The 14847-nt window shown below is 72.9% G+C and carries 14 protein-coding genes; 12 read left to right on the top strand and 2 right to left on the bottom strand.

Features of this window, described 5'->3' with window-relative positions; genetic code table 11:
* The first annotated feature begins 668 nt into the window (after nt 1–668).
* The 8 genes from egtA to EAD98_RS26855 all read left to right on the top strand — a co-directional run bounded on the left by egtA (nt 669) and on the right by EAD98_RS26855 (nt 6851).
* On the top strand, nt 669–1904 hold the full coding sequence (gene egtA, locus EAD98_RS26890) for an ergothioneine biosynthesis glutamate--cysteine ligase EgtA (protein ID WP_121656760.1): 1236 nt from the start codon (nt 669–671) through the stop codon (nt 1902–1904).
* Nucleotides 1905–1984: 80 nt separating this feature from the next.
* On the top strand, nt 1985–3322 hold the full coding sequence (gene egtB, locus EAD98_RS26885; protein ID WP_121656759.1) for an ergothioneine biosynthesis protein EgtB: 1338 nt from the start codon (nt 1985–1987) through the stop codon (nt 3320–3322).
* A 40-nt stretch (nt 3323–3362) separates the two neighbouring features.
* Complete coding sequence (gene egtC / locus EAD98_RS26880) at nt 3363–4109, top strand: ergothioneine biosynthesis protein EgtC (RefSeq protein ID WP_121656758.1); 747 nt, start codon at nt 3363–3365, stop codon at nt 4107–4109.
* A 49-nt stretch (nt 4110–4158) separates the two neighbouring features.
* Nucleotides 4159–5124 carry an L-histidine N(alpha)-methyltransferase gene (egtD, locus tag EAD98_RS26875; protein WP_121656757.1) on the top strand — a complete coding sequence of 322 codons (966 nt, stop codon included), beginning with the start codon at nt 4159–4161 and terminating at the stop codon, nt 5122–5124.
* Nucleotides 5125–5338: 214 nt separating this feature from the next.
* On the top strand, nt 5339–5926 hold the full coding sequence (locus EAD98_RS26870) for a TMEM165/GDT1 family protein (protein ID WP_121656763.1): 588 nt from the start codon (nt 5339–5341) through the stop codon (nt 5924–5926).
* A 39-nt stretch (nt 5927–5965) separates the two neighbouring features.
* Nucleotides 5966–6328, top strand: a complete 363-nt coding sequence (locus tag EAD98_RS26865; RefSeq protein ID WP_121656756.1) for a DUF1622 domain-containing protein — start codon at nt 5966–5968, stop codon at nt 6326–6328.
* The gene (locus EAD98_RS26860) at nt 6328–6657 is read left to right on the top strand and encodes a hypothetical protein (RefSeq protein WP_199723569.1); all 330 of its coding nucleotides are present in this window, start codon (nt 6328–6330) and stop codon (nt 6655–6657) included. Before EAD98_RS26865 ends, EAD98_RS26860 begins: the two co-directional genes overlap by 1 nt.
* Nucleotides 6654–6851 (top strand): hypothetical protein, encoded by a 198-nt coding sequence (locus tag EAD98_RS26855; protein WP_121656755.1) that lies wholly within the window; start codon nt 6654–6656, stop codon nt 6849–6851. Before EAD98_RS26860 ends, EAD98_RS26855 begins: the two co-directional genes overlap by 4 nt.
* Before the next feature lie 48 nt (nt 6852–6899).
* Here EAD98_RS26855 and nhaA read toward each other — a convergent pair whose 3' ends face one another.
* Entirely contained in the window at nt 6900–8270 is a 1371-nt protein-coding gene (gene nhaA / locus EAD98_RS26850; RefSeq protein WP_121656754.1) for a Na+/H+ antiporter NhaA, read from the bottom strand.
* Between the two features lie 337 nt (nt 8271–8607).
* Here nhaA and EAD98_RS26845 point away from each other — a divergent pair, with 337 nt between their 5' ends.
* Complete coding sequence (locus EAD98_RS26845) at nt 8608–10068, top strand: polysaccharide biosynthesis tyrosine autokinase (RefSeq protein ID WP_121656753.1); 1461 nt, start codon at nt 8608–8610, stop codon at nt 10066–10068.
* On the opposite strand, the gene EAD98_RS26840 is transcribed toward EAD98_RS26845, so the two are convergent.
* On the bottom strand, nt 10049–10603 hold the full coding sequence (locus EAD98_RS26840) for a low molecular weight phosphatase family protein (protein ID WP_121656752.1): 555 nt from the start codon (nt 10601–10603) through the stop codon (nt 10049–10051). The two genes, EAD98_RS26845 and EAD98_RS26840, sit on opposite strands and share 20 nt — an antisense overlap.
* Nucleotides 10604–10771: 168 nt before the next feature.
* Between EAD98_RS26840 and EAD98_RS26835 the strand changes: the two genes are divergently transcribed.
* From EAD98_RS26835 to EAD98_RS26825, 3 genes are all read left to right on the top strand, one after another.
* Nucleotides 10772–12016, top strand: coding sequence for a glycosyltransferase family 4 protein (locus tag EAD98_RS26835; RefSeq protein WP_121656762.1), 1245 nt, complete (start codon nt 10772–10774; stop codon nt 12014–12016).
* Between the two features lie 100 nt (nt 12017–12116).
* On the top strand, nt 12117–13904 hold the full coding sequence (locus EAD98_RS26830) for a DUF4012 domain-containing protein (protein WP_121656751.1): 1788 nt from the start codon (nt 12117–12119) through the stop codon (nt 13902–13904).
* A 13-nt stretch (nt 13905–13917) separates the two neighbouring features.
* Nucleotides 13918–14550 (top strand): hypothetical protein, encoded by a 633-nt coding sequence (locus EAD98_RS26825; protein ID WP_121656750.1) that lies wholly within the window; start codon nt 13918–13920, stop codon nt 14548–14550.
* Nucleotides 14551–14847 lie beyond the last annotated feature (297 nt).

The raw sequence follows: 14847 nt of genomic DNA, 5'->3' as shown, positions 1-14847 counted from the left end.
CGTGGGCAGCGTCAGAGGTGTATAAGAGACAGGATCCAGGCCACCGCGGGCGCCGCGTTCGCGGCGGTCACCCTGGAACGGGCGCCGGACCCGGTGCCGGTGCCCCCCAGCAGCCCGTCGCCGACGCCCGGCGACGTCGGGACGACCCCGTCCGGCGACCGCACCGCCGCGCCCGGCGAGCCGACGCCCGGCACGCCGTCCGCCACCACCGCGCCCTCTGCCACCACCGCGCCGTCCGCCACCGGCACACCGACCGACACCGGCACACCGTCCGCCGGTGCGGCGCCCGCCGGCCAGTTGCACGGACTGTGCCGCGCCTGGCAGGCCAAGAAGCCCGAGCAGCGGGACAAGTCGCTGCGGACGCCGGCGTTCCAGAAGCTCGTGACCGCCGCCGGCGGCGCCGACGAGGTCGAGGCGTACTGCGAGCGGTTGACGCCCAGAGCGAAGCCGTCCACATCGGCGAAGGTCAAGCCGTCGCATCCTGCGACGGGCCGGCCCGCGCCGGAGTGACCGTCCGACGGCCGGGGCCGTTCGTTCCGCCCTGCACCGGGAAATTCGTCTGTTAGACAGAGGTTGGTGGCGCCGTCGACGGCCCCCGACGGTGTCGGTGGGTGGGTTTACGGTGGCACAGTGTTCCGGAGCCGGCGCACGGATAGGGGGCCCGACCGTTGGTGACGTCGCCCGAGCTGGACCGCAGCGCGATCCTCCGCGAGTCCGGTGCCGCAAACCGGCACCTCGCCCGGATCTGTTTCAAGACCGGCCCACCCACCCGCACCGGCGTCGAACTGGAATGGACCGTGCACGACGCCGCCGATCCCGCCCACCCTGTCGATCCGGCACGGCTGCGGGCGGCGCTGGGGCGGCACAGCCCCGTCACGCTGGAGCCCGCCAGCCCGGCCGAGCCGCTGCGACACGGCGGCACGGTGACCGTGGAGCCGGGCGGCCAGCTTGAGATCTCCACCCCACCGCGCTCCTCGATCGCCGCGTTGATCCAGGCCACTGAGGCCGACATCGCCCAGGTCACCGACCTGCTGGCCGCCGCCGGGTTGATCCTCGGGCGCAGCGGCATCGATCCGCACCGCCGGCCCCGCCCGGTCCTCGAAACTCCCCGCTACCGCGCCATGCGCGGCGCCTTCGACCGGCAGGGTCCGGCCGGCCGGACGATGATGTACAGCACCGCCGGCCTGCAGGTCTGCCTCGACGCCGGCGAACCGGACCAGCTCCCGGCGCGCTGGGCAGCGGCCCACGCGGTCGGCCCGCCGCTGCTCGCCGCGTTCGCCTCCGCCAGCCGGCACGCCGGGCGGCCCACCGGCTGGGCCTCCGCCCGGATGGCGGCCTGGTTGGCCATCGACCCCGCCCGCACCCGCCCGGTCTGGGTACCGGGCCGCGCCGACGAGGATCCGAGGGCCACCTGGATCCGGTACGTGCTCGCCGCGCCGTTGCTCTGCCTGCGCCGGCACGGCCCGGACTGGTCCCCGCCACCCGGGGTGACCTTCGCCGACTGGCTCGACGGCGCGCTGCCCCGTCCACCCACCACCGACGACCTCGACTACCACGTCAGCACCCTGTTTCCGCCGGTGCGTCCACGCGGCTACCTGGAGCTGCGTTACCTGGACGCCCAGCCCGGCCGGGACTGGCGGCTCCCGACGGCCGTGCTGGCCGCCCTGTTCGCCGATCCGGGCACCGTGCGCGCGGCGTACGCGATCGGCGCGCCGGTGGCGCACCGCTGGTCGGCCGCCGCCCGCCACGGCCTGGCCGATGCCGCCCTGGCCACCGCCGCGGCGGCGCTCTTCGACCTGGCCCTGACGGCGCTGCGCCGGCTCGACCTGCCGGCCGGCACTGACGACGAGATCCAGCGTGACGTACGGCGGCGGCTGGCCGCCGCAGAGAGGGGAGACCGGTGAGCGCGAGGAGTGAGCCGGGGTTGCGAGCCCCGCAGTCGGGAACGGACGGCGGCGCGGTGAGCGCGAGGAGTGAGCCGGGGTTGCGAGCCCCGCAGTCGGGAACGGACGGCGGCGAGCAGTTGCGCGCCCGGATCGCGGCGGAGCTGGCGCGGGCCCGCGACCGCACCACGCTGCTGACCGAGGCGGTCGACGACGCCGACCTGATGCGCCAGCATTCGCCGCTGATGTCGCCGCTGGTGTGGGACCTGGCGCACGTCGGCAACCAGGAGGAGCTGTGGCTGGTCCGCGACGTCGGGGGCCGCGAGCCGGTCCGGTGCGACATCGACGAGCTGTACGACGCGTTCAAGCAACCTCGCCGGGACCGCCCCGCGCTGCCGTTGCTGCCACCCGCCGAGGCGCGCGCCTACCTGGGCACCGTCCGGGACAAGGTGCACGACCTGCTCGACGCGGTGACCTTCACCGAGCGTCCGCTGGTCGCCGACGGGTTCGCCTTCGGCATGATCGTTCAGCACGAGCAGCAGCACGACGAGACGATGCTCGCCACCCACCAGCTGCGCTCGGGGCCGGCGGTGCTGCACGCGCCACCTCCGCCGGAGCCGCCCGCCGGGGTCGCGGGGGAGGTGCTGGTGCCGGCCGGCCCGTTCACCATGGGCACCGACACCGACCCGTGGGCCCTGGACAACGAGCGCCCCGCTCACCGCGTCGACCTGCCCGCGTACGTCATCGACGCCGCCCCGGTGACCAACGGTCAGTATCAGGCCTTCATGGCCGACGGTGGCTACACCGATCCGCGCTGGTGGAGCCCGGCGGGTTGGGCGCACCGGCTCCGGGAGGAGCTCCGCGCGCCGATGCACTGGCGGCCGGACGGCGACGGCTGGTCGTACCGGCGGTTCGGCCGGTGGGACCGGGTCCGCGCAGACGAGCCGGTGGTGCACGTGTGCTGGTACGAGGCCCAGGCGTACGCGGCGTGGGCCGGCAAGCGGCTGCCGACCGAGGCGGAGTGGGAGAAGGCGGCCCGTTGGGATCCGGTGACGGGGCGGTCCCGCCGCTACCCGTGGGGTGACGACGACCCGACCGAGGCTCACGCGAACCTCGGCCAGCGTCACCTGCGGCCGGCACCGGTGGGCGCGTACCCGGCCGGCGCCTCACCGCTGGGGGTGCACCAGCTCATCGGTGACGTCTGGGAGTGGACCTCGACCACCTTCCGCGGGCATCCCGGCTTCACCGCGTTCCCGTACCGCGAATACTCGGAGGTCTTCTTCGGCGACGACTACCGGGTGCTGCGTGGCGGCTCGTTCGGCACCGACCGGTCCGCGTGCCGGGGCACCTTCCGCAACTGGGACTATCCGATCCGGCGGCAGATCTTCAGCGGCTTCCGCTGCGCCCGCGACGCGCGTGCGGACGAGTCGCACCGGTGATCCGCCGTGCGTCCGGCGAGACGGCCGACGGGGTGCGCTGATGTGTCGCCACCTGGCCTATCTGGGGCGGCCGGTCACCCTGGCCGAGTTGTTGTTCGATCCTCCGTACTCGCTGGTGCGGCAGTCGTGGGCGCCCCGCGACATGCGTGGCGGCGGCACGATCAACGCCGACGGGTTCGGCGTCGGCTGGTACCCGGGTGACGGCGATCCGGTGCGCTACCGGCGGGCCCAGCCGATCTGGAGCGACCCGACCATCGCCCAGCTCGCGGCGGTGACCCGCGTCGCCGCGGTGCTCGCCGCGGTCCGTTCGGCGACCGTCGGGATGGCGGTGCTCGACGGCGCCGCCGCGCCGTTCGCCGAGGGGCGGTGGCTGTTCAGCCACAACGGGGTGGTGCGGGGCTGGCCCGACACGGTGGTGCCGCTCGCCGCCGGCCTGCCGGTGCGCGATCTGCTCACGCTGGACGCCGCCACCGACTCGGCGCTGCTCTGGGCGCTGGTCCGGCAGCGGCTGCGCGCAGGCGCCGATCCGACGGAGGCGATCGGGCGGACGGTGGTCGACGTCGCCGCGGCGGCGCCGGGGTCACGGCTCAACCTGCTGCTCACCGACGGGCGTCGGGCGGTGGCCAGCGTGGCCGGGCACGCGTTGTCGGTACGCGCGACGGCCGACTCGGTGCTGCTCGCGTCCGAGCCGCACGACGACGACCCCGGCTGGCGGTCGGTTCCGGAGGGGCACCTGGTGACCGCCACCGTGAGCGAGGTGCGGGTGACTCCACTGCCGACCCGGTGAGCCGCACCGGTGGGGCACGCAACGGTCGACCGAGCAGAGAGGCGATGTGATGACGGCGGAACCGCTGGAGATCTACCTCGAGGAGCAGGACCTGGAGCGAGGGCTGCGCCGGGACGTCCGGGCCGGGCTGAGCGCGGAGCAGAAGTGGTTGCCGCCCAAGTGGTTCTACGACGCCCGGGGCAGCGAGCTGTTCGAGGAGATCACCCGCCTGCCCGAGTACTACCCGACCCGCGCCGAGCGGGCCGTGCTGGCCGAGCGGGCTCCCGACATCGCGGCGCTGACCGGGGCCAAGACCCTGATCGAGCTGGGCTCCGGCTCGTCGGAGAAGACCCGGTTGCTGCTGGACGCCTTCACCCAGCGGGGCGGGCTGGGCACATTCGTCCCGCTCGACGTGTCGGTCAGCGCGCTGAGCGGGTCCACCGCCGAGATCGCCGCCGACTATCCGGGGCTGCGGGTCCGCGGCATCGTCGGGGACTTCACCCGGCACCTGGACCGGCTGCCCACCGGCGGTCGGCGGTTGGTGGCGTTCCTCGGTGGCACCATCGGCAACCTCCTGCCGGCCGAGCGGGCCGAGTTCCTGGCCGCGATGCGCGATGCGCTGGAGGTGGGCGACTGGCTGCTGCTCGGCACCGATCTGGTGAAGGATCCGTCGGTGATCGTTCCCGCGTACGACGACGCGGCGGGCGTGACGGCCGAGTTCAACCGGAACGTGCTGCACGTGATCAACCGGGAACTGGGCGCCGACTTCGATCCGGAGGCGTTCGAACACGTCGCCCGGTGGGATCCGGACCACGAGTGGATTGAGATGCGGCTGCGGGCGACCCGGCCGATGCGCGCCCGGGTGCTGGACCTGACCGTGGAGTTCGCCGCGGGGGAGGAGCTGCGCACGGAGATCTCGGCGAAGTTCCGTCCGGCGGGGGTCGCCGCCGAACTGGCCGTGGCCGGGTTCGCCGCGGCGGAGTTCTGGACCGACCCGGGAGGCCTTTTCGGGGTCACCCTGGCCCGGGCGCGGTGAGCCGCTTCACCCGCCCCGGCCGCCCGGAGGGTGATCGGCTAAGCTGGTCGCGCGAAGGGGAGTAGCCCCCAATGTCGTGGTCGACATACTGGTGCGTTCCGCATCCGGCCACGCGGCCCCGGTCTCCGGGGCGGGCGAGACCTTCGACTCAGGCTGTTGTAGCCGGGTCGAGGGCGCCCCTGCACCTTCTCCCGGCGTGAACGGGAAGGGTGTCATGGAAGGATTCTTCGCCGCGCTGGTCATCAGCTTCGGCGTCATCTTCGTCGCCGAGCTGGGGGACAAGTCCCAGCTGATGGCGCTGACCTTCGCCACACGGTTCAAGCCGGTGCCGGTGCTAATCGGCATCACCGTCGCCACGGCGGTGGTGCACCTGGCGTCGGTCGCCATCGGCTCGGGCCTCGGCGCCGTCCTGCCCACCGAGTGGATCACCCTGGTGGCTGGTCTGGCGTTCCTCGCCTTCGGCGCGTGGACCCTGCGCGGGGACAGCCTGACCGACGAGGAGAAGCGCAAGGCCGAGAAGACCAGCAAGTCCGCGATCGTCGCGGTGTCGGTGGCGTTCTTCCTGGCCGAACTGGGCGACAAGACGATGCTTGCGACGATCACGCTGGCCACCAAGTACGGCTGGTTCGGCACCTGGCTCGGCTCCACCATCGGCATGGTGGCCGCGGACGCGCTGGCCATCATGGTCGGCCGCATGCTCGGCCGCCGCCTGCCGGAGAAGGCCATCAAGTACGGCGCCGCGGTGCTCTTCGCCATCTGCGGTCTCTGGCTGATCCTGGAGGCGGTGAGCCAGTTGACCTGAGTGCCGACTATCCGCCCCGGTGGCGGGTAACGGCCCCGGGTGGATGCGGCGGAGCTACTGCGCCAGGGCGACGAGGTGCTGGTCGCCGTGGTGGAGGTCGCGGGGGCTCTGGTGATCTTCGTCGGGGCGGTCTGGGCGGCGGTGCGGTTCGTGGTCGAAGGACTACGACACCGCACCGCCGCCGTCTTCACGCCGATCCGCCTCACCCTGGGCCGGTTTCTGACCCTCGGCCTGGAGTTCCAGCTGGCGGCCGACGTGCTGCGCACCGCGGTGTCCCCGTCGTTCACCCAGATCGGCCAGCTGGCCGCGATCGCCACGATCCGGACGGCGCTCAACTACTTCCTGGGCCGGGAGATCCGTCAGGAGCAGCGGCAGGTGGCCGAGGGGGAAGGCTCCCCGTGATGAACGCGCTGGTGACCACGGTGACCACGCTGGCCCTGGTCGCCGGTGTGGTCACCTTCCTCACCTCCGGGGCCGGCCGGACCGCCGTCCGGGTGCTGCTGGAGCTGCTGACCGCGGCCGGGCTGCTCCGGCTCGTCGGCGATCCGAGCTGGACCACCCTGGCCGGCTCGGCGGCGATCGTCGCGCTGCGCCTGCTGCTCGGCGCGGCCCTGGGCGCCGCACCGCCGTGGTCGTGTCGACAATCCCGGCCGCCCTGCGCCGCGGACGATCACCACCTACCGTTGACGGTACGAGACGAAACCGGCGCGAGCGGGAGGACGACCCCATGAGCAGGCACGACGAACCGAACGAGTACGGCTTCGCCGGCGGTGCCACCGCTCCCGAGCCCCAGCCCGGCGGGAAGCCCGACGAGCAGGACCTCGCCGAGGAGGTGGCGGTGCCCGGCGACGACCTCACCGAGCCGACGGCCGAGGCGCTGTCCGAGGAGACCGAGGAGCGCCGGCCCGTCGAACGAGGCCGCTGACCCGGCGGCGGGGCGGGATCGACCGCGGCCGCCGGGACGGGTGAGCGGTCAGCTGTCGGTGGACCCCTGGTAGACGTCGGGCACGCCATCGCCGTCGGCGTCCAGCCGCTCCCGCTCGGCCACCCGGCGGTACACGCCGTTGCGGCGGACCAGCACGGTGGCGGCCAAACCGGCGGAGATCACCGAGCCGGTCAGCACCGCCGTCTTGACCCGGTCGTCGGCCGTGCTCCCGGCGCCGAACGCCAGGTCGCCGATGAGCAGCGACACGGTGAACCCGACGCCGGCCAGCAGCGCGATCCCGAGCAGGTCCGACCAGGTGATGTCCTCGTCCAACTCGGCGCGGGTGAACCGCGCCAGCAAAAAGGTCGACCCGAAGATTCCGATGCTCTTGCCGAGCACCAGACCGGCGACGATGGCGATCACCACCGGGTCGGTCAGCAGGGCGCCCAGGTCGGTGCCGCGCAGGGTGACGCCGGCGGCGAACAGGGCGAAGATCGGCACCGCGAAACCGGCCGACACCGGTCGCCAGCGGTGTTCCAGGTGCGCGGCGAGTCCACCGGCGTCCCGGCTCGCACCGGCCGCCGGTCCGCCGGCGGCCGGCGCGCCGCCCGCCCGGCGGCGGGCGGTGAGCACCGGCACGGTGAAGCCGAGTAGGACGCCGGCCACCGTGGCGTGCACACCGGAGGCGTGCACCAGGGCCCAGGTGGCGACCGCGAGGGGGATCAGGGCCCACCACCAGGTACGCCCGCGCTGCACCAGCAGGGCGAAGAGCGCGATCGGCGCCAGCGCGGCGAGCAGCGGCACGGGGTGGAAGTCGGCGGTGTAGAAGATCGCGATGATGGTGATCGCGAACAGGTCGTCGACCACGGCGAGGGTGAGCAGGAAGGCGCGCAGGCCCTGGGGCAGGTGTGAGCTGACCACCGCGAGCACGGCCAGCGCGAAGGCGATGTCGGTGGCGGTCGGGATCGCCCAGCCGCGCAGCCCCTCCCCGCCCGCGGTCAGGACGACCGCCACGTAGATCAGCGCGGGCAGCAGCATTCCGCCGAGCGCGGCCACCACCGGCAGCGCGGCGCGCCGCGGGTCGCGCAGCTCACCGGCGATGAACTCCCGCTTGAGTTCCAGGCCCACGACGAAGAAGAAGATGGCCAGCAGGCCGTCCGCGGCCCAGGCGGCGAGGTTCAAATCGAGATGCCAGGCGGCGCCGCCGGGCCAGGGCACCCAGTCGCCCAGCCGCGCGTACGCCTCGGACCAGGGGGAGTTCGCCCAGAGCAGCGCGAGCACGGCGCCGAGCAGCAGCAGGGCGCCGCCGACGGTCTCGGTGCGCAGCACGTCGGCCAGGTGCCGGGCCTCCGGCCAGGACGATCGCGAGAACAGCCGTGCCGGTCGGGACCGGTCGGGCGGTGGGGTGCGGTCGGTCATCGGCGGTGCTCACCTCGGGATGTCGGACAGCAGGAATCCACTCGCCGACCAGGCTTCCCGGCACACCGCTGTCGACCCTATCCGGGCTCGTCTGTGCCGGCGACCGCAGGGGCGATCCGCATGCCGGCCGATCGGCTGCCGACTTTTCCCCGATGTCACCGCTGCCGATTGGACGTTTGTCGGGTTGGGCATGCGGACGCACTTCTCACCGCTGAAAATACATAACTCCGGACATAAGCCGTATGAGCGGCTTTAATGGTTTCACGAGTTTGCAAACGACCTTGGGGGTTTTCGTGAAGTTCTTTGGCGTAACCGGACCGGCACGGAGGCGCGCCTGATGGACCTGCTCCGCCAATTGCGCCACGTGCGTCGGCACTGGTGGGTCGTGCTGGTCACCGTCATGGTGGCCCTGGGCGTCTCGGCGTTTCTGACCGTACGGGCCCAACCCCGGTACGTCGCCTCGGTGACGTTCTTCGTCACCACCCCCAACCAGGGCGTCAGCGACGCCTATCAGGGTGGGCTCTTCCTTCAGCAGCGCGTCAAGTCGTACGCCGACCTGCTCAGCAGCGACCGGCTAGCGCAGAGCGTCGTGGCCGAGAACCCGGTCGGCCTCACCGCGGACGAGGTGCAGCGCCGGGTGAGCACCTCCACCGAGGCCGGCACCGTCCTGCTGCGCGCGTCGATCACCGACACCGACCAGAGCCGGGCCCTGCGGGTGACCGAGACCCTCGCCGCGAAGTTCGTCGAGCTCGTGCAGCGGGTTGAGACGCCGCCCGAGGGCAAGGCGCCTATCAAGATCGAGGTGGTCAGCGGTCCGCGCGTCAGCGCCAACCCCGTCTCGCCTCAGCCGGTACGCAACATGACCCTCGGCGGCCTGATCGGTCTGGTGCTCGGTGTCGGCCTGGCGATCCTGCGCGGGGTGGCCGACGTGCGGCTGCGCGACGCCGCCGGTCTGCAACGTGCCACCGGCAGCCCGCTGCTCGGCGAGATCCCGTTCGAGAGCGGCGCCCGCTCCGCACCGCTGATCGTCGGCGAGGCCGCGACCTCGGCGCGGGCCGAGGCGGTTCGCAAGCTGCGTACCAACCTGCGCTTCGTGGACGTGCACGAGCCGGCCCGGGTCATCGCCGTGACCAGCGCCCTGCAGGGCGAGGGCAAGACCACACTCTCCTGCAACCTGGCGATCGCGTTGGCGGAGGCGGGCTGGCGGGTCCTGCTGGTCGACGCGGACCTGCGCCGCCCCAAGGTCGACGAGTACCTGGGGCTGGACGCGGGCGTCGGCCTCACCGACGTGCTGGTCGGTGACGTCCAGGTCGGCGACGTGGTGCAGCGCTGGGGCGACAAGTCCCTGCTCGTGCTGCCCAGCGGCTCCGCCCCGCCGAACCCGAGCGAGCTGCTCGGCTCCAAGGCGATGGCGGACCTGCTGCTGGCGCTGCGCGAGTCGGCGGACATCGTGATCATCGACACCGCGCCGCTGCTCGCGGTGACCGACGGTGTGGTGGTGGCCGTCCAGGCCGACGGCGCGCTACTGGTGACGCAGCAGGGCCGGACCTCCCGGACCCAGGTGGCCGCGGCGGCCCGCTCCCTGCACTCGGTCTCCGTCCGGTTGCTCGGCTGTGTGCTGAACATGGCCAAGGTGGCCAAGGCCGAGGCGTACCAGTACGAGGCCTACCGGGTGGTCGCCTCCACGGCCACACCCTCGGTGCCGACCGACCGGGCGACGTCCGCCCGGCACAGCGAGAGCAACGGGGTCAACGGCGTCAGCGACCGCACCCAGGAACTCACCCGGCTGCCCCGATGAGCGCGGCGAGGGGTCGTAGCGATCGTTCGATCTCCTCGGCGCAGCGTCGAAAGTCGGCGGCGGTGCCGCCGATCGGGTCCCGTAGGTCGTCCGCGTCCGGGGCGGCGGGTTGCAACCGCCCCCGGGCGTGGGCGGCGGCGGCGATCGCGGCCCGCAGCGAGTCGTCGGTCGGCTCGGCCTGCGGCTCGGCCGCCTCGGCCAGCCGTCCGAACTGGCGCAGGGTGAACGTCCGGTGCAACGCGGCCGGCGCCAGCGCGGTGCAGACCGACCGCTGGCGCCGGGTCGCGGTCAGCACCAGCGTCGCGTCGGCCAGAAACTCGGGACGCAGCCCCCGACTACGGAACGCCGCCGGGTCCGCGCCGCCCTCGGCCGCGATCTCCATCGCGTACGGGTGCATGGTCAGGCCGTCCATCGCGTCCGTGCCGGCGCTGGCCACGGTGACCGGCCGGTCGGCCAGCAGCCGGCGGGCCAGGTACTCGGCCATCGGCGACCGGCACAGATTGGCGTGGCAGACGAACAGCACGCGGTCGACCATTGGTGCCCCTTTCATCGGTACGGACGCGGGCGGCCGCACCGCTGGCGCGGTGCGTCGACGCCGGTGGCCGCGCGGGGAGGGGTTGTCGGCATCGTACGCGGACCGGACACCCGCCGGACGCGGTGCCGCGCCGACCGAAGTCGATCCGTGGCCAACGGCGGTGTCCCGGTGAAGATCGGCATCCTGTCGTACCACTTTCCGCCCGAGCCGGCGTTCATCCCCGGCAGCCTCGCCGAGGAGCTGGCCGCGCGCGGGCACGAGGTTCGGGTGCTCACCGGGTTCCCGGACTACCCCGGCGGGCACGTCTACCCGGGATGGCGCCAGCGGTGGCACCACGAGACGCACAGCGAACGGCTGTCCGTGCGGCGGGTGCCGAGGTACTCCAGCGGCGCCACGTCCACCGGCGGCAGGATGGCCAGCTATCTCTCCTTCGCCGGCAGCGCGACGTTGACCGCGCGCCGTTTCCTCGGCGACGTGGACGCGCTCTACGTCTTCCAGTTGCCGGCCACGACGTTCGCCGCCGCCGGAGTGCTCCGGCTGCTCGGCCGGGTGCCGGCGGTGCTGCACGTGCAGGACGTCTGGGCGCGCGACGGCGCCGACGACGCGGGCGACGGGCGCTGGGCAGCACGGATGGGCGCGGCGATGGCCCGCGTCTACCGGGCCGCCGCGCGGGTCGCCGTGGCCGCCCCGTCGATGCGGGACCTGGTGGTCGCGGCGGGCGCCGACCCGGCCCGCGTCCGGCTGGTGCTGAACTGGACCGACGAGCGGATCTTCCACCCGGCGACGCCCGGCGCCGCGGCCCGCCAGCTGGTCGGCCGCAACGGTCGGTGCGTGGTGATGCACGCCGGCACCATCGGCGCCCGGCAGGGACTGGAGACCGCCGTACGGGCCGCCGCCGCGCTCGACCGCACGATGGAGCTGGTTCTGGTCGGCTCGGGCGCCGACGAGCGGCGGGTGCGGGGGCTCGCCGCCGACCTGGGCGCGGGCAACGTCCGCTTCGTGGAACGACGGTCCCCGGTGGACATGCCCGAGCTGTACGCCGCTGCCGACTACCAGCTCGTCATGCTGCGTGACCTGCCGGAGCTGCGGGGCATGGTGCCCGGCAAGCTGCAGGCCGCGCTCTCCTGCGCCGCGCCGGTGGTGGCCTCGGCCGGCGGGGACACCGCCGAGCTGGTGGAACGCGCCCGGGCCGGGTTGTCCTGCCCGCCGGAGGACTGGGCCGCGCTCGCCGACCGGTTCTGGTTGGCAGCCACCATCCCACCGCCCACGCGGGCGGAGATGGGCCGCCGGGGCCGGGAGGCGTACCTGCGGGAGATGTCGTTGCCGGCCGGGGTGGACCGGATCGAGCGGCTGCTGCTCGAGGCGGCCGGCCGGGTCACCGAGCCTGTCGAGCAACGAAGAAACTTCGCGTAAACGACGAGAAATGCCATAACGGTACGAGACGCCCTGACACGTGCTAAGAACGTCAGGGATATCGGACCTTCTGTCCGATTCCACGAAACGGGAGTGTGGTGTGACGGAGGAGAGCGAACGACCGCGCCGGCGACGTAGCCGGTCCAGGCGCCGCCGACGGGCCCGACTGCGACGGGCCCTCCTCGGTGCCCTGGTGGTCGGCTCGTTGCTGCTCGCGACCGGCGGCTGGATCGGTTTCCGCGGCTGGCAGGCCCGAGCCCACCTGATCAACGCCGCTGGTCTGGCCCGCGAGCTGAGCGCCCAGGTGGTCGGCGGGGACACCGACCGTGCCCTGCGGACCCTCGCCGCTCTCCAGGAGCAGTCCGGAGCGGCCCGCGCCGCGACCGACGACCCCAGCTGGCAGCTCGGTCGGCGTACCCCGATCGCCGGAGACGACCTCGGCGCGGTCCGGCAGATCGCCGTGGCCATCGACGAACTGGCCCGGCAGGCGTTCCCCACTCTCCTCCGGATGGACCTGACCAGCCTGGTGCCGACCGAGGGTCGGCTGGATCTGGCCCGACTCACCGGGGCCTCCGCCGAGCTGTCCCGCGTGGACGGTGCGGTGCAGCGCACCCGCCGTGACCTGGCCGCGGTGCCCGCCGACCGTCTGGTCAGCCAGATCCGGCAGGCGTTGACCGACCTGCGTGGCGAGATCGACCGGCTCGCCGGCCTCACCACGGCCGCCGACCAGGGCGCCCGACTGCTGCCGCCACTCCTCGGTGCCAACGGTCCTCGCCGGTACCTGCTGGTCTCGCAGAACCTCGCCGAGTTGCGTGCCACCGGCGGAATGTTCGGGGCGTACGCGATGATCGAGGCCGAGAAGGGCGAGGTCCGGATGGGCCGGCAGGGCAGCAGCGCCTCCCTCGGCCGATTCACCCCCGCGCTGAAGCTGCCCGCCGAGATCAGGGCAGTCTGGACCGACCTGCCGGGCATCTATCCCGCGGACGTCAACCTGACCCCGCACTTCCCGACCGCCGCCGCGCTGTACCGGGAGATGTTCCGCCGCAAGACCGGCACCAAGGTGGACGGCGTCCTCGCCGTCGATCCGGTGGTGCTGTCCTACCTGCTCAAGGCGACCGGCCCGGTTCTGGTGCCCGGCGGCGTCCCCCTGGCCAGCGAGAAGGTCGTGCAGACGCTGCTCAACGAGACCTACCAGCGGTTGGACCTCAAGCAGCAGGACGAGTTCTTCACGGCGTCCGCCGCCGCGGTGTTTGACGCCTTCTTCAAGAAGAATGTCAACCCACGGGTGTTGTTGTCCGCATTTGACCGTGCTATCACCGAACGCCGGATATTGTTCTGGAGTGCCCGACCTGAAGAACAGCGGACATTCGGCGACAGCCGGATGGCCGGGACGCTTCCGGAACAGGACACCGTGCCGACGGTCGGCGTGTTCCTCAACGACGGCAGCGGCGCGAAGCTCGGCTACTACCTGCGGCCGACGGCGAACCTCACGGTCGGCGAATGCCGGCCCGACGGCCGCCGTGAGCTCCGGCTGCGGGTGACCCTGCGCTCGACGGCGCCGAAGTCCGGTCTCAGTGAGTCGGTCCTCGGCCTCGGCCTGGCGGGGGACCCGTACACCATCCGCACGCTGGTGTCGATCTTCAGTCCGGCGGGCGGAAGTGTGCTCGACGCGCGCCTCGACGGTACGGAGATCGCACTGGGCAGCGGCACCGAACGACGCCGCCAGGTCGCCACGGCCAACGTCGAGGCGAGCCCCGGCGCCGAACGGGTCTTGGAGGTCACCGTGTTGACCGCGAAGACCGGCGTCGGACAGGCCGAGCTGTGGCTGACCCCCACCGCCAGCCCTTGGACCACCCAAGTTCATTCCGCACCAAGCTGTGACCAGTAGGAGGGAACCAATCATGCGGCTATCCCGCATCATCATGGCGCTCACGGTCGGCCTGGCCGTGGTGGCCGTGCCGACCGCGGCGGGGGCGGCACAGCCGCAGCCGCAGCCGTCGCCGACGATCACGGACACGCCACAGCCACCGCCGTACGTGCCCGCACCCCCGTCGCTGACCGTCAACCGGCCGACGATCTTCCTCGGCGAGACGGTCGTGCTGACCGGTACGGGCTTCGGTCCGAACGAGACCGTCGACATCGTCGTGTCGGTCACGCCGCTGGCGGCCCCGGCTGCCGGTCAGGCACCGGCCCGACGCAGCGACGGCAGCACCGTGGCAATGGCTCCGGTGGCGTACCAGGCGAGCGCGCCGCTGAGCTTCACGGCGCGCACCAACGCCGCGGGCCAGTTCACCCGGAGCTACCGGCCGTCGGTGACGGGTCTGCTGACCTTCACCGCCACCGGCCGGGAGTCCGGTCGGACCGCCAGCGCCGAGCTTCGGGTGCTGCACAAGAAGCAGCCGCTGCCCGTCACGGGTAGCAGCCTCAGCACGCCCATGAAGCTCGGCGGCGGCCTGGTCGGCGCCGGCGCGGTCATGCTGCTGCTGACCCTCGCGTGGCGTCGTCGCCAGCGCTTCGGTGGGGCCGCGCACTGATCCGCACCACCGACCGGGCAGGGCCCGGGTAGTACGCCAGGCTGGCGCCCGTCGGAATGTCCGACGGGCGCCAGCCACGTCTGTGCCGTGACGTCGGTGCGGCTCCGGGGCGTGCGTCCTTCCGCAGGGCTGACCTGGCCTGCCGTCCGTGCGGAATCGGCCGGGAGTGCGGGATCGGCCCGGGCTTGCGGGTCTGGGATCTGCCCTGGGCTGCCGGTCAGCTCGGGTGTGGGTTTGGCCTGCCGTCCGTTGTGGCTCGATCGGGGGTGCGGGATCGGCCCGGGCTTGCGGGTCTGG

This window comes from Micromonospora sp. CV4, from assembly GCF_003667455.1.
In the GTDB taxonomy this organism is placed as follows: domain Bacteria; phylum Actinomycetota; class Actinomycetes; order Mycobacteriales; family Micromonosporaceae; genus Micromonospora.
This window is presented reverse-complemented; position numbering and strand designations above follow the sequence as displayed.

Excerpts from the sequence above, each read along its gene's own strand:
- EAD98_RS26840 (WP_121656752.1), bottom strand. The coding sequence starts at position 10,603 with ATGGTCGACCGCGTGCTGTTCGTCTGCCACGCCAATCTGTGCCGGTCG.
- EAD98_RS26825 (WP_121656750.1), top strand. The coding sequence starts at position 13,918 with ATGCGGCTATCCCGCATCATCATGGCGCTCACGGTCGGCCTGGCCGTG.
- EAD98_RS26870 (WP_121656763.1), top strand. The coding sequence starts at position 5,339 with ATGGAAGGATTCTTCGCCGCGCTGGTCATCAGCTTCGGCGTCATCTTC.
- egtD (WP_121656757.1), top strand. The coding sequence starts at position 4,159 with ATGACGGCGGAACCGCTGGAGATCTACCTCGAGGAGCAGGACCTGGAG.
- egtC (WP_121656758.1), top strand. The coding sequence starts at position 3,363 with ATGTGTCGCCACCTGGCCTATCTGGGGCGGCCGGTCACCCTGGCCGAG.
- EAD98_RS26845 (WP_121656753.1), top strand. The coding sequence starts at position 8,608 with ATGGACCTGCTCCGCCAATTGCGCCACGTGCGTCGGCACTGGTGGGTC.
- EAD98_RS26855 (WP_121656755.1), top strand. The coding sequence starts at position 6,654 with ATGAGCAGGCACGACGAACCGAACGAGTACGGCTTCGCCGGCGGTGCC.
- nhaA (WP_121656754.1), bottom strand. The coding sequence starts at position 8,270 with ATGACCGACCGCACCCCACCGCCCGACCGGTCCCGACCGGCACGGCTG.
- EAD98_RS26860 (WP_199723569.1), top strand. The coding sequence starts at position 6,328 with ATGAACGCGCTGGTGACCACGGTGACCACGCTGGCCCTGGTCGCCGGT.